The organism is Limnoraphis robusta BA-68 BA1 (assembly GCF_034932365.1).
GTDB classification, from domain to species: Bacteria; Cyanobacteriota; Cyanobacteriia; order Cyanobacteriales; family Microcoleaceae; genus Capilliphycus; species Capilliphycus robustus.
In genome coordinates this window covers 102,990-117,386 of record NZ_JAYGHR010000006.1, presented here as the reverse complement: position 1 = coordinate 117,386, position 14,397 = coordinate 102,990, and the positions used below count along the sequence as shown (strand labels likewise).

The 14,397-nt window shown below is 42.8% G+C and carries 10 protein-coding genes; 1 reads left to right on the top strand and 9 read right to left on the bottom strand.

Annotated features, from left to right (window positions below; genetic code table 11):
* Window positions 1-37: 37 nt before the first annotated feature.
* The 7 genes from VB836_RS04995 to VB836_RS04965 form a co-directional block, all read right to left on the bottom strand.
* Entirely contained in the window at window positions 38-787 is a 750-nt protein-coding gene (locus VB836_RS04995; RefSeq protein WP_323218287.1) for a hypothetical protein, read from the bottom strand.
* Window positions 780-3,221 carry a CHASE2 domain-containing protein gene (locus tag VB836_RS04990; RefSeq protein ID WP_323218286.1) on the bottom strand — a complete coding sequence of 814 codons (2,442 nt, stop codon included), beginning with the start codon at window positions 3,219-3,221 and terminating at the stop codon, window positions 780-782. Before VB836_RS04990 ends, VB836_RS04995 begins: the two co-directional genes overlap by 8 nt.
* A gap of 189 nt (window positions 3,222-3,410) precedes the next feature.
* Window positions 3,411-4,478 carry a tetratricopeptide repeat protein gene (locus VB836_RS04985; RefSeq protein ID WP_323218285.1) on the bottom strand — a complete coding sequence of 356 codons (1,068 nt, stop codon included), beginning with the start codon at window positions 4,476-4,478 and terminating at the stop codon, window positions 3,411-3,413.
* A 64-nt stretch (window positions 4,479-4,542) separates the two neighbouring features.
* On the bottom strand, window positions 4,543-4,689 hold the full coding sequence (locus VB836_RS04980) for a hypothetical protein (RefSeq protein ID WP_323218284.1): 147 nt from the start codon (window positions 4,687-4,689) through the stop codon (window positions 4,543-4,545).
* 250 nt (window positions 4,690-4,939) lie between these two features.
* Window positions 4,940-6,898: a CHASE2 domain-containing protein gene (locus VB836_RS04975; RefSeq protein ID WP_323218283.1), complete on the bottom strand. Its 1,959-nt coding sequence runs from the start codon at window positions 6,896-6,898 to the stop codon at window positions 4,940-4,942.
* A gap of 95 nt (window positions 6,899-6,993) precedes the next feature.
* Window positions 6,994-7,782: a DUF928 domain-containing protein gene (locus VB836_RS04970; RefSeq protein WP_323218282.1), complete on the bottom strand. Its 789-nt coding sequence runs from the start codon at window positions 7,780-7,782 to the stop codon at window positions 6,994-6,996.
* 255 nt (window positions 7,783-8,037) lie between these two features.
* A complete protein-coding gene (locus VB836_RS04965; protein WP_323218281.1) occupies window positions 8,038-10,554 on the bottom strand; it encodes a CHAT domain-containing protein in 2,517 nt (838 codons plus the stop codon).
* A 369-nt stretch (window positions 10,555-10,923) separates the two neighbouring features.
* Here VB836_RS04965 and VB836_RS04960 point away from each other — a divergent pair, with 369 nt between their 5' ends.
* The gene (locus tag VB836_RS04960; RefSeq protein ID WP_323218280.1) at window positions 10,924-12,234 is read left to right on the top strand and encodes an anthranilate synthase component I family protein; all 1,311 of its coding nucleotides are present in this window, start codon (window positions 10,924-10,926) and stop codon (window positions 12,232-12,234) included.
* Here the strand turns inward: VB836_RS04960 and VB836_RS04955 are convergent.
* Together VB836_RS04955 and VB836_RS04950 are read right to left on the bottom strand one after the other, a co-directional pair.
* The gene (locus VB836_RS04955) at window positions 12,200-12,940 is read right to left on the bottom strand and encodes a THxN family PEP-CTERM protein (RefSeq protein ID WP_323218279.1); all 741 of its coding nucleotides are present in this window, start codon (window positions 12,938-12,940) and stop codon (window positions 12,200-12,202) included. The genes VB836_RS04960 and VB836_RS04955 overlap by 35 nt on opposite strands.
* A 155-nt stretch (window positions 12,941-13,095) precedes the next feature.
* A complete protein-coding gene (locus tag VB836_RS04950; protein WP_323218278.1) occupies window positions 13,096-14,253 on the bottom strand; it encodes a nucleoside hydrolase in 1,158 nt (385 codons plus the stop codon).
* Window positions 14,254-14,397: the final 144 nt, after the last annotated feature.

The following is a 14,397-nucleotide window of genomic DNA, read 5'->3' as shown; positions in this document are numbered from 1 at the left end:
CTCCTCATTTCCCCCATGCATTATACCACCTGATGAATTAGTTACAAAACTTTTGAGGAATCGTTTTTTGCAGAAGTTCCTGCAAGTCCGAAGAAGGATTTTGAACCGAGAAAGCTTCAGTCAAAGCATCAGACCATAACTGATTTTTCGCTAAATAATTAAACCGAGCTAGAGCCATGACTTCTTCAGAAACATTTTGTTGTCTAAGTTCACGGTTGAGTTGTTCTAAATCCTGATTAACTTGTTGACGTTTTTCCCCATCTATGACAGTAAATGTCACCTGGACTGACGGTAAAGGGAATGTATCCGAAACCGTTTCAAACATCATCAAATCGTAGGTTTGACCGGGTTTTAGAGCTTCTCCACTATACTGAACTTTTTGATCGCCTTGAGAGAGATCTTGACTCCAGATCGGTTGCTCTCCATTGTCAGCATACAGTTCAACTCGTGCTAATTGTCCCTGCCAAATTAACGTAGGGCGATCGCTCAAAACCTCAGTACCCGTCCCTTCGTCTACAGGAGTCAGGGGACAAAGCGCAGGCCCTCGCGATCCGCCATCTTGGGACTCAGGCGGTTCATTATTAAAAAAAGCATCTCTCCAAGTGACATCTGCGTACCGAGATCCGCCATCTCCCGACTGAGGAGGTGAATTATTTTGAGATAAAAATAGGCTTTCCTCTCTCAAGGGAAGAACAGTAGAAACAGGCTCAGTCACATTCACAAAAGGTTCACCACTGATAACAGCAGTCAGGGCAAATGTCGATAATATTCCGTAAAATTTAACCATAGGATTTCCTCTCCACGAAAGCAACGACAAGATAAGTCCAAAAGGTTACTGTTGGTAAAAGCCAGGGTAATAATAAGCCTCCCGTAATATAAACCTGTAAACTCACTCCGCCATAAATTCCGGTAGCGCCTATCAGCAAAATGATTCGTTTCCACTGCTTGGGGGAAATTTGCCCAAAAGCCAGAATAGTCCCTTTCCCCAACAAAACAGCGATGCCAATCATCCATAAATCTGGTATAGGTGTAACCAAGCGCCGATTGAGCCAATGATGTACCATATAGGCGTGTGCTTCACCGCCTGGAAAAATAGACCGTAAATCGGGAGGATTTTGTTGCGATCGCCAATAAGCTAACGCCGTAGGTACAGGATAGTTATCCTCACCTTCAGTATCCACACCCGCCTCACCGTAGCCTCCTGGCGCAATGAGAACAACATAAGGTTCTACAGGAATTAGATCATCAATTTCTGTGGGTTCCTCTAGGAGTTTCCAAGCCGGAAGGGTTTGATAAACCTGTTTTGGGGGAATCGAAAAATCAATAATTGGGTGTAACCACCATTGACGCAATAAATAAGCCCAATTTGTTAAGGGGTGTAATACCGCTTTGCGAGAAAAGAGGTTCACATAGTCTTTCCCCGTCGTTTCGAGTAAGTAAGCCCTCAATTGAGAGATCAATTGTGTAGAGGCGTCGAGTTGGGGTTTGAGGGTTTGTTCAGTTTGTTCGGCATGAGTCCAATATCCTAAAGCAAGTAAATAAGATAAGGGCAATAAACGCTGTTCGGAACGATCCGGTAAAGGAACAAGACTCATATATTGGGGAGGATCGCCTAACACCCGTAGATCCCCGTTGAAACTCCAGTTAGGGCTGGCAATTTCGGGTAAAACTTCAAACCAACCGCCTGTAGATCGTCTTTTTGTCGCAAAGATAAACCAAGTCCCTTGTTTTTCAACCGCTTGACGAACAGAATTCGCTAAAATCGGGTCATTATCCGGTTGATGGCGATCTAACAGATAGTCAATCCCCACAACGGGCGTTTCTAATGCTGCTAGTTTGTCGATGATTTGAGCTAAATAGCGGCGATCCATTGGCCGAGGCATAGAAATTTTAGCGCGTTTGATAGATTCTTCGTCAATGGAAACAATCAACACTTTCGGCGCATTCTGAGGAGTCTGAAGGGTAATGTCACGATAAACCGACTGTACCCACAACCGCCCATCGAGTAAAAATCCTTGGACAGGCAGTTGCCAGCTTAACCCACACAATACCCCAACAGCCAATGCTTCGGCTTTGGTGGGCAACCAGCGTTTGAGTTTTTGTTTCCAGCCATAGGGTTCTAGGCGAAAAACAGGCGCGTCGGGATGGCGAAACAGAGAGGGAATTAAATAAGCGCTCGGATAGGTTAACTGTTTTTCTAACTTGAGAAACTGACAAGCCGCCAGCATCGCATCGTGAGCATCATTATATTCGGCTAAACTGCGGAGAAATTGCAGCAAAAATTCCTGAGCAACATCATTATGAACAGGTTCGCGCATAATAGCCACTTGACTTAACCCCAGATCAATTAACCGATTGGCTAAACTTAAACCCATGCAGGAGTTGAATAGGGCAAATTTGAGTCCCCGTTGCATGGCGAGAGTTAATGGTTTTTCGATCTCACTCAGAGATAGAGAAATATTCGGTGCGATCGCCAGTTCTCCGCCTGTTAAAGTGGTTTCGTTGCTATGACCTGCAAAAAATAATACATCCCAACCTCGATGATCGGTGATCGCTTCAGCAATTTTAGTCTTCAGTTCCGTTGAACTTTGTCCGGGTTGCCAACCGACAAATTCAATATCAGCGATGTAAGATAAGGATTCTACGGCCTGTTTATCGGCTCGAAAATCTAATCCGGTATCATCTCCCAAAATTGCCAAAACCCTGGCTTTACGTTTGCGAGGCGAGGGCTGAATGCTTTTAGATCGAATATTGGCAGTGGTACGAACAATGCGAATTTTTCCCGGTGCTGCGAATTCTGTGCCAATTTCCCAGGCTTCCCAAGGGAGGCGGGATAAATTTAAAGGAGAGATACACAGGAAGACTTCTAAGCGTGAGTAATCTAAAGCCGCTTTAGCAATAGTCGCTCTGATCTCATACAGTTCTTCGTGTCGTAACCAGCGATGAAATTCTGACAAGAGTTTGGCTTCGGCTTCTACCAGTTTAGCGTGCCAATCCACTGACACACTGAGTTGACCTTTTCCCTCGACTCGTCCTCGTAATGCTTGTTTTTTGTAGAAGTTTAAGTAGGTTTGTTGCCAGTCTTGGTACAATCGGGTGAGAATTTGTGGATAGGGGATATTCACGCTGAGATGTTGTCTTTGACCCCAAGATAACTCAAACAGACAAACTTGTTCGACTTGTTGAACTTTTAAATGAAATGTAGAAACCGTTGAATTCATCTTAACAAATTGGGGATCTTTCACCGACAAACTTAACAGGGAAAGGCAATCTTGCAATCTTGTAAAAGTCAATCTTGTAAGAGGCAATCTTGCAATAGGCAACAGGCAATAGGGGAAGTCTTTAACTGCTAACTGTTCCCTGGTCACTGTTTACTGTTCACTGTCCCCTGTTCCCTGTTACCTATGATTTTAGCTAACTTCTGTTCCCATCAGGTGGAAAAGTTGCTGCACACGTTGATACAATTTTACGCCGTCATCCGCTAGGTTGAATCGCTGATAGACTGACAGGATATGGGGTAGATAGTTGTCTTTTTGTTGGGGATCTTGAATTTTATCAAAGAGTTCCCAAGCTTTAAGATGATACCACAGAGATTGAGAAATATGGTTTTGTTTGTAGCAAGCCAATCCAATATAGTTCATCAGTTTGGCAAGTTCTTCCTGTTGGTTATTTTGTTGATAGATTTTGATGGCTTTCTGGTAAAACTCAATCGCAGTTTTGTAGTTTTTCATACTGAAATAAACAATCCCAATTTGACCTAAAGTTTTAGCCGTTTCCGAATAAATTTTTATCTGGTTTTCTGGCAATTTATTTTGATTTTTTGCGGAACAAGATGAACATAGTTTTTGACGAATTTCGAGAGCTTGATTGAGAAAGGCTAAGGCTTGCCTCGGTCTACCGAGATGATATTCTGCCAATCCGATATTATAGAGTGCTGCTGCTTCATAAATACTATTTTTTAAGTTTTCTTCTTGAACGGTATCATTAATATCTTGAAAAATAACGAGTGCTTTATGGCAACATTGCAGGGCTTCTTCAAATAAACCGAGATGATTATAGATTTCTCCTAAATAATTTAAGGTCATCCCCACGCCATTAATATTAGGGATTTTGATAAATATTTCGAGAGCTTGAGCCGAATATCGCAAAGCTTCTGAATATTGCTTAGTTGCACAGTAAACCCGAGCAATATCATTATAAGCCTTTGCCACTCTCACAGACTTAGACTCAGCAGGGGCTAGTTTGATAATTTGTTTGAGACAGTGGATAGACCCAGTATAATGTTTTAGAGAATAGTGAATAATTCCAATTTTATGTAAGGCTTCAACGTGATACTCTAAACTTTCGGTTTCTTGAGCAATTGCTAACATCTGTTGAAACGTATTAAGAGCTGAAACCAGTTGTTCTTGACTCAATTGTTGAACACCTGTTTGATGCAGAACTTTTAACCGAGATTGTAGGGAGGAGGTAGATTTCATGGTCATTATAGAGAAGTCAGCAACTTAGAAGATACAAGGGTAAAATTTGAGAGTCTCAAACGGTTCACTGAGCCGCTAAGATCAGGGGAGTCAGGTTCAAAAGCGCATTCTCAACCTTCGGTTGTATTTCCACAGTGGCGGAAGCGACTGTCACAAAAGCAGTCAACGCACTGAGGATCAATTTTTCAATTACGGTGGCTTGCGGTTGCATGGCTTAGAGACAATTCATCAATTGGGTTATCTACTTTGACATATGTCTCACATCACGAAGCTTATGCAGTTTGTGGGAAATTGAGGGGTGGGGTATTGGGGTTAAAGGCGTTGAGGCTTAACCCAAGCGACGGGAGTCAGACTATAGCAGAAGTCAGGAGACACCGAGACAGGAGACAGAATTGAAACCTTTATCATAAAAGGATTTGACAGAAAAACAGTGTCCTAATCAACTCTTTCTCTGCTATAGATTATTTAATACCCAGCACCTGATAAACATCCACCGCCTTTTGTCGCCCTTTTAACTGAACATGACCCACCAAATCTGTAGGAAATAGATCCTGAATATATTGGTAAGTGTTGTCACTAATTAAAATCCGACACAACCCCTGACCAAAAGATTTATCATAACTCTCCAAACGGGCTGCAATATTCACCGTATCGCCCAAAGTCGTATAGTCCATCCGTTGAGAACTTCCCAAACTACCTGTTACCACAACCCCCGTCGCAATGCCAATTCGCATCGAAACCGTCGGCTGTCCACTTTGTCTCCACCTTTGATTAAGATCTCGCAATTTTTCCGCCATCTCCAGCGCACAGGAAACCGCTAAAATAGCATCTTGGGCGATTTCTGACTCGTGAGTTCGGGGTAAAGGTACGCCAAAACCTGCCATAATGGCATCGCCAATAAACTTATCAATAATTCCGTCATGGCTGAGAACCGTATCCGCCATTGTATTCATATATTCATTAAGCCAAAACATCAGGCGATCCGGTTCCATTGATTCGGCGATCGCGCTAAAATCTCGAATATCAGCAAATAGAATTGTCGCCGTCATCTTTTGTCCGATCAACTGACCTTGAGTGAGCAGTTCATCGCGACTTCGCCAAATCTCATCCGCTATTTTCGGGGTGACATGACGGCCAAACAAATTCATCAAAGTTTGTCGTTCTTGACGTTCCTGATTGGCAATATAACCTGTAATCGCTATTCCTGAACCGACCAAAGCTAACAATGGCGGAATCATCGGTATCCACCAGCCCCGCAGAAACGCCAAATAACAAATAACCGTTAAACTCACTCCGGTAAGCATAATCACAACGGTTCCCTGTAGCGGACGATAACTTAATCCGATGGTCATTCCCACCGCAGACCAAACTAAAATCCACAGCCACTCGGTTTTTTCTGACCAGACGTTAAATAAGACTCGTCCATCGAGGGCGCTACTGAGAATTTGACTGGCGATATTCGCATGAATAATCACCCCTGGTGTGCGATCGCTAATTCCCAATAAACTGCTACTGTAAGGGGTAAAAAATAGATCGTTGAGACTTTGAGCCGTCGCCCCAATTAAAACAATGTGATCACGCATCAAATCTGGTGACACGCGATCGGCTAAAATGTCTGAAATTGAAACGGTGGGAAAGTTGTCAAGTAAACCGCGATAGTTCAATAGAATTTGATAGCCGCCGTCATCGGCTAGCACATAACCGCCGTCGTTACGGGTAAAACGGGTAAACACGGCTTGTCCGAGTTTGACTTCTCCATTATCGGTGATTTCGGGTATAACGCCTTGGGCTTCTAAATACATCAGTGCCAGTTGTAAGCCCAGGTTAACAACCGTTTGATTCTCTGAGGGTTGTATCGTGAGTAGCGCTCGTCGAACTTTCCCATCTCCATCCAAAAGCAAGTCCGCCGCACCCACTTGATTTTGTTCTTTTAATAACTCAGGGGGAGCAACTGTAGAACCGTTTGCATCACTGACGACTTTTTCAACTCCGATGAGATTGGGTGTTGTTCGATAGGTTTCTAGGAGGTGTTCATGTCCGGGGGGGACAGGTAAATTCCGGTAGAGATCTAAACCAATAGCGAGGGGTTGTTGTTGCTTGATTTTTTCGATGAGTTCAGCCAGAAGACTATCAGGAATCGGCCATTTTCCAATTTGTTGAAGATCGGGTTCATCAATGGTAACAACGACAATCCGTTGATCGATTGGCTCAAGAGGGCGCAGACTGATCATTTGATCAAATGTCGCCCATTCTAACAGTTGTAATACTCCGGTTGAACGTAGTCCAATCACCAGGATCGCCACCGCAGGCACAATTAACGCACGGCGAATTGACTTAAAGAACGGTTTCCCAGGGCGAGAGTTGGAAGTTCTTAAGCCTAAAAAAGCTTTTTTTTTTCGGTTGTGAACTTCAAACTCCATAACACCGATTGGTTTGTGAGTAGGAGCAGGTTTTGAAGAAACATTTCTAGAGTGATCACACTTCATTCTACTAGACCAACCCCTACAAAATTTGTTTAATCGATGAAGGGCTGATTGGCAATTTCTTCTAATCCCACTGATTGTAAAAGTTCTTGCCATTTACTGGTGAGCATTGAGTTCTCCGGCTGGGTTTGTCGCAAATTTGCTAAGATTTCTATGCTCTCGAACCAAATGCCATTTTGAGCATAAAGAGCAGCCTTTTCTAGGGGAGTCAATTGCTGAAGTTGACGCGCTAAAGCACTATCAGCTTTGACTCGGCGAATTTCCCCGGTGACGAAAACAACTTCGGGCTGATTTTGAGGGGACTGAGTTTGGCAAATAATCCCAAAAGACCAACGGTAGGATTGACCGATTTTGAGTGATGGCGCATCTGAGGGCAGTTTAACACTCACAATGCCTGTTTTGCCAGAAAGCGGTATACTCGTTTGATAGACGTCCTGACCTTTTTGATCTTTGAGACTAAATACTGCTTCTTGGGCTGCCATTGCAGGTACAAAGAAGTAAAATGTTGGGCTGGCTTCGGTGGTTAATCCAGTTAAATCGGAACTGATATTATTGGGTTGACTAAACGCCGGGACGAGGGCGGTGAGTTCGGTTTGATCTTCGCTTAACACAGGACAATTGAAGCCTGTGCGAGAAGCCCCTCCCGCAGTTCGTTGTGGCATTCCTTGTCCGGCAGGCGGTTGAAACGCTACACTGGTTCTCGTTCTTTGCTGTGAGGGTCGTTTTTCGGCTTGGGCGGGTAGACTCGGATTGAGTGCCAGTCCAACGGAAACGGTCACTAAAACGCTTATGAACTGTTGAGAAAAAAGTTTTCTTTGCATATGGGGTGAATCCTCATGGTGAAAGTTATAATTGCGATCGCCAGATGCCCCAGTTTATGATGTCCTCTAAGAATTGAGGGGTTTGATTAAACGGGTGAACTGTAGCTCTAATAAGGGGAGCTATTTTTTTAGATCTCTTGATCTAAGATAACAATTCTAGCTCTGGCTTAGGGTGAAAATGTTTAAGCTTTTCTTAAGTATAAGTTGGTACCTCTACTAATAAAAATTAGACGTATTAGGGAATGGTCAACCGGATTAGAGCCAGTTCCCAACAAGCACAAAAGCCGCCCAATAATAGGGATCTTGATATTGGCTTGTTTGTAATAATTTTAACTGAGCTAAACGCAGTGCCTCCGCTTTACTCACTCCCGATAGAGTCAATTCGCGGTAAAATTCTGTCATTAGGAGGGCTGTAGAAACATCATTAACCTGCCATAAGGTTGCTAAGGTACTCCGCGCCCCTGATCGTACCGCTACACCTGCTAACCCTAACGCCGCCCTTTGATCTCCTGTCGCTGTTTGACAAGCACTTAAAACCAATAATTCAATCGGTTCAAGATCATTTTGGGAACTTCGTAATAATTGATCAAATTCTTTAACATTAATTCGACCATCCCAAGTTAACAAAAATGTTTGATCAGCTTGGGAACTAAACTGACCATGAGTGGCTAAATGAACAATTGAAAAAGACGTTTGACGCAGTTTTTCGACTAACTCCTGACGGGTAAACTGTTGATTCAGTAACACTTCTGTCGGAACTAGGGCTTGAATTTGTTCAAGTTCATACTCAACCGCAGGTAAGGCGACAAACCCTTGACGGGCTTCACTTAACCCCACAATTAACGTCTTTAGGGATTTTTCCGCAAGCGGTTGGGGTGTCAACAATTGTAAACTTGGAGTGAGCGCAAGATTATACTTTTCAATCAAATATTGTTGTCCGTTGTGAAGTGCAGCCATCGGCAGATTTCGCAGGGAACCATCCAACACAAACACCAACGTTTCAATTTGACTGCTGTTGAGATCGGCTTCCGCCGGACGAACTAACCAATCATACACTTGCTGAGATAAAGCTAAACGTTTTTGAGAGGAAAATATCGGAACATACAACTGTCGCAGTTGTCCGACTGTCACATCCACTTTTTGGGCGTCTATTGGTGTAGAATAGGAACGCAGAGGTTGACCGGGTAAAGACAAAATCACCTCTAAACGATCTGCCAAAATAATCGGATAAATCACGGCAGCATGAGGATCAACTTGATCGATCAACTGGGGTTGAAGATTCGCATCCAGACAAGCTTCTCGAAAGAAGTTATCTAATTCTGCTAGTTGTAAGGACTCAATTAACTCTCGGGCTTTTCTGAGATTTTTCTGACTGGGAACTTCACCCACCGCAGGCGGTTGTAAAATTAAACTAACTAACTGCCGATAAACGGGTTCAACAGTCTCTCGAAATGAAAACTGTACATCAGGATCAACGGCGACTAAATCGGTTCGCAATGATTCTAACGTTTCGACGGCTTGGGTATATGCTGCGATCGCCGCTTCTGTTTTTCCTTGTGCTTTTAACAGTCTACCCAGTTGCCATTGCCAACGATAACTAATATCGGGTGCATTGATCGCTTGGGCTAACAGTAAGGCTTGTTCACTCAGACGTTGGGCGATTGACCATTGTTGTGTTTGTTCGTAAACTGCTGCTAAACTACCTAAACTGTAGGCTTCGGCGCGGGTATCTTGCAGTTGTCTGGCGATCGCAATGGCTTCAGTCAACAATTCAACGGCGACTAATATGTGTTCGGCTTCGGAAGGGAATTGTAGCAAGCTTTCGGCTAAATTCACCCGCAGATAAACTGTCATCCGACTCTTCGGTTGATCAGAGAGTTGGACTCGTATTTGTGGCCATAACGCCTGAAATTGTAACTGACTTTGTGCTTCGGCTAACAGACGCAGGTGATTGAGTTGGGCTTGAATTTGAGTTAGGGATGAAGTCGCGGCGATCGCAGCATCTTGGTAGGCGTTGATCGCAATTTCCGGCTGTTGTTGGGCGCGGTGGGTATTTCCCAAACTGAGTAAAATTTCGGCTTGGGTTTGACTGGCGTTTAACTGTTGAGCAATTTCTAAACTTTCCCGTAAAATGGCTTGAGATTGGTTAAGATTGCCCACAACTCGTAAAGTGTCCCCTAAACTTCGCAGTCCGGTGGCTTTGAGTAAGGAATTGGGTTGCGATCGCAATTTTTCCTCAATTGCCTGTAAAGTTCTCAAGGCTTGGCGATACAGCCCCAAAGCTTGTAAGGCGGTGGCTTGATTAATCTCAGTGGTGAGAAGTCCGTTGAGATCTTTGAGTTGATCAAACAGTTTAGCGGCTTGTTTCCACGTCTCTAAGGCTTGTTCAGGCTGTCCTTGACTCAGGTATAGCTGACCTTGAATATTGAGGACAGAGGCGAAAATACGGGGTTCTGAAAGGGGTTTTAGGAGGGTGATACTGCTATTAATGGCAGTTGTTGCTTGTTCCCACTGTCCCAACTCCTGCCATACTAAGGCTAGGTTACTCAATGCGATCGCTTGGTTGAGGTGATCTCCAGTGGCGGCGAAGTCGGAAACCGCTTGTTGGAGGAGTTCAGATGCTGCGGTGAAGTTTCCCGCTTCATAGAGTTGTCGGCTTTGTTGCAGGGTTTGATCCGGTGAGTCGGATGGGGGTAGACTAAATGCAGGTTGACTCCCCAAAGCCAAGACCAACAGAATTTTCCCGGCTACCGATGATGGTTTACTGCTCATCTGTTGTTTGTTTAATGCAACCGTATAATCTCATTGAGTGTATTATTTCGGTGAGTACGATCTTATTCAGTTCAGATCAAGTTGCTCAACAGGTTAGCTTGACAGAAGTTGACAACAATGATATCTTTACTTACTCGTGATCTTGTTTACTGTTGGCTGGCAACGTCCTCAATCGTCGCTTCATCGGAGTTGCCAAGGATCAATCAGTAACAATCAACCCAAGCCGAAAGCTGTTCTCTGGATAAAAAATCGCTTAACAGATTGAAATCTGCAAAAGTTTTTAATCGGAATTGAAATGGTACATTAAAAAAATTGAAACTTTCACCCCAAACACCATTAACCGTGTTGGTGTACCTTAATCTATACTAAATGCTGACTTATCAAGAACGATTTATCCCCGGTCAAAGAGACTCCCTGATTTTGTTGCAAAATCTGCTAGAATCTGGGCTATTTTTTGATTATATGATGTACCACCAGCAACAGGAGGTTCGCATCGCGGCTAACGCTTTAGCAACTGTATCAGTCAGTCTGGAGGCGATTTCGATCAATGGTTTAGATCAACAGGAATTTCAAGCGATCCGAGATCCGTTTAAACAAGTCGAGTCAGCGTTTTCCAAATTAGCGATTGAGAATTGGACAGCATATGGTTATGTTAGCTTTGATATGGCTCGTTTTTATTATCCCTATACCAAAGCGATTGATCAACCCCTACTTTATTTTTTTGTCCCTGAAACTGAACTCCGCATTACCGCAGAAGGGGTTTATATTAAGAGTTTAAAGCATTTGTCTAAATTGCAAAGCCTTTGTGAAATCGAAACGAGCGCTTTTCACAACTATTCTTCGACTTCCTTACCGGAATTATATTTGACTGAAAAACAACAGTACATCGAAAAAGTTCAGCAGTTAATTGACGCCATTCAAGCGGGAGAACTGCAAAAAGCGATTATTTGTCGTTCGATCAAGTTTCCAGGAGAATTGGATATTTTAGGAACTTATGCGCTGGGTTATCAAGGAAATCATTCAGCACGTTCCTATTGTTTTCAGTTTGGAGAAGTGCAAGGTGTTGGCTTCAGTCCAGAAATTTTAATGGAGATTCATGCTAATAATTGGACGGTGACGAATCCTTTAGCGGGAACTCGACCTAGAGGGGAGAATATAGAAGAAGATTTGCGACTTCAGCGAGAATTATTTAGCGATGCGAAAGAAGTGAAAGAACACGCACTTTCAATTTTATTGGTTCAACAAGAAATGGCTGAAATTTGTGTTCAAAATACGGTTAAAATATTAGATTTTATGCAGGTGAAACAGTATCCCTATGTTCAACATTTATCCTCTCATGTTGTCGGACAACTTCAAGCAGATAAAACACCTTGGGATGCGTTAAAAGCGTTGTTTCCGGCGATTACGGTTTCGGGAATTGAAAAAAGTCAGGCGATTGCTTGGATTGATCGTTTAGAAGATACACCCAGAGGGATTTATGCGGGCGCTATTGGTTGGTTTAACTGTGAAGGGAAAGCTGATTTTGCGATTCCGATTCGTTCAGCTTATCAATATGGAAATAGCATTCATTTGAACGCAGGAGCGGGAATTATGGGCGAATCTATTCCACAAAAAGAGTACATTGAATGTGGGAACAAAATGAATACTATTTTAACGAATCTCGTTTTAAAAACCGATTAGTTAAGATTAAGCCCAAAGCCAAAAAACCTCCGATTGTTTGCGGTTCGGGAACTTGTGTTTCCGGCTGTGTAGAGATGGCAGTCAGGTTTTCAACCGCAGTTATTTTCCCAAATAATAAGGCTTCTGAGGTGGTGTATTCTTCGGAAATAAAATCACTGAGAAGGGATTGATCCGAACCATAGCTAAAGCCAACTAAGGATAAAGTGTAGCTGACTCCATCGATTTCAAAGCTTTCAGGTGAAAAAGTAATGGGAAAGGAAATTTTGTCAGAACAAGCGGTAATACTGGGATAAATACAGGTTCCTTCTGTGTTCGGAGTTTCGTCAATTTCTAAGTTAAAATCAAAGGTTTTTAGCCCAAATTCCGCAAAGTCTAAACTGAGGGCGAGATTAACCGCAGAGGCGGCTGTATTTCCGTAAATAACGTTATTGAAATGACGCAACATTCCAATTTGAAAAACGTTTTCGAGTTCCAAATCTGTCCCATCAACTCCGGTAAACCCGAGTCCACTTTTTGCACCGGGAATAACTGGATCACCCCAACGAATTTGGTTTTCTTCGCCTATCGTTTGATATTCAATAAAACTTCCACCGATGGGATGACTCCAACTCCCCTCTGAACCGTTGAGTGTTAACGCATTCGCCGCCGTTCCCGCCAAAGCAAACGCTGAGGTTAATAGCAGGTTAACAGAAAGTTTTGAGAACATAAATTTCTCCCTAGAGAAAGGTGATTAATTTACCATTAGGATAGGGTAAATTTCTCTAGGAAAGGCAAAAAATTTACAGAATTTTACAATTTAATTCCCAACAATTTTTCTTGAAATATTAGTAGGATGAGAATGACCCATCCTAATCTAATACTCTATTTAGTTTGTTTTTTCTGACGAGTTAATACAGCCCCTAACGCACCAAATATCAGTAAACCTGCTGCTGTTGTCGGTTCAGGTACAGACTTGCTTTCTTCAAGGTATGCAAAAAGGTTACTTGCATTAAAAGGCAGATTATCAAAACTTGGATCGAGAGAAACAAAAATGGGAAATCCGTTCGGATCAACAAATGTTTGTCCTTGATTTGCGCCTGGATCGGATTCTGTATCAACATTTAACGGGATCAGAGTTTTGGGTGAAAAGTTAGCTTCACTCAGATCAATTGCAGCAATTAAATCCCAAACGGGGTTCGGATCATCATCACTTTGAATAACAGTAAGCGCAAAGTCTAAAAACTCAGCCGCGATTAAACTTTCTGGTGTTCCTGTAGCGATCCAGGCTGAGTAATCTTCGCGACTAAATTCTACTTTATTGGTTGCATCTAGGGGCGTTAACTGAATTTTTAATCCCTTTTCAGCCGCACTAAATACTTCTTGAGCAGCTAGCGGATCAATCCAGATATTAAACTCAGCAGTCAAGTTTGTAGAGAAAGGTGGGTCAGGAAATGTGGTCAAATTTCCGGGAACATATACTGCTCCGCCCATGATTTGTACGACTGAAATATTATCGATAATAGTGGGATCAAGTCGTAGGGCTTCGGCAATATTTGTTAAAGGGCCAGTGGCTAAAATGGCAACAGGTTCAGGAGAGTTTTTAACAGTTTCTACAATCAGTTCAGCCGCCGATCTTTTTTCAACAGGAGGAGCGGTATCTGGTAGCGTTACAAATGGCGGCCAAAAACTATCAGAACCATCCCGAACAAAGTCGGGAAAAGCGTTATTTCCAGCTACCGGATCAGGTCTACCAATTCCTAAAGGAATTCCTGTTATATCTAAGCGTCCCAACATTCGCTCAACATTATTCACAAAAACTTCAGGACGAGCAATCCCTTGAGCGATCGTAATGGCTTCAATGTCAAATTTAGGATTCGCTAACATATAAGCTAAGGCGGTCATCCCATCTTGGCTACCATCGTCATCAAAAATCAGGGGAGTCGGTTTTATTGTAGCTGCAAAAGCGTCAACAGCAATAATACTGGAAAAGGCAACCGTTGTTACTGCGGTAGCAGCAATTTTAGTGAAGATGTTTTTCATGCTTTAAACCTAGAGTAAATTCGCCCTAAATTTCAGAAAAATTTCAGAAATTTATGAATCTCAAGAGTTCTACAGATGTATGATAGAATACTTGAGTTGTGAGTTACAACACTGTTAAAAGTTATCTTTAGTCTTAAGATAACT

Bases quoted from the DNA above. Each gene is read 5' to 3' on its own strand.
- VB836_RS04995 (WP_323218287.1), bottom strand. From the start codon at position 787: ATGGTTAAATTTTACGGAATATTATCGACATTTGCCCTGACTGCTGTT.
- VB836_RS04965 (WP_323218281.1), bottom strand. From the start codon at position 10,554: ATGAGCAGTAAACCATCATCGGTAGCCGGGAAAATTCTGTTGGTCTTG.
- VB836_RS04990 (WP_323218286.1), bottom strand. From the start codon at position 3,221: ATGAATTCAACGGTTTCTACATTTCATTTAAAAGTTCAACAAGTCGAA.
- VB836_RS04955 (WP_323218279.1), bottom strand. From the start codon at position 12,940: ATGTTCTCAAAACTTTCTGTTAACCTGCTATTAACCTCAGCGTTTGCT.
- VB836_RS04950 (WP_323218278.1), bottom strand. From the start codon at position 14,253: ATGAAAAACATCTTCACTAAAATTGCTGCTACCGCAGTAACAACGGTT.
- VB836_RS04975 (WP_323218283.1), bottom strand. From the start codon at position 6,898: ATGGAGTTTGAAGTTCACAACCGAAAAAAAAAAGCTTTTTTAGGCTTA.
- VB836_RS04960 (WP_323218280.1), top strand. From the start codon at position 10,924: ATGCTGACTTATCAAGAACGATTTATCCCCGGTCAAAGAGACTCCCTG.
- VB836_RS04970 (WP_323218282.1), bottom strand. From the start codon at position 7,782: ATGCAAAGAAAACTTTTTTCTCAACAGTTCATAAGCGTTTTAGTGACC.
- VB836_RS04985 (WP_323218285.1), bottom strand. From the start codon at position 4,478: ATGAAATCTACCTCCTCCCTACAATCTCGGTTAAAAGTTCTGCATCAA.
- VB836_RS04980 (WP_323218284.1), bottom strand. From the start codon at position 4,689: ATGCAACCGCAAGCCACCGTAATTGAAAAATTGATCCTCAGTGCGTTG.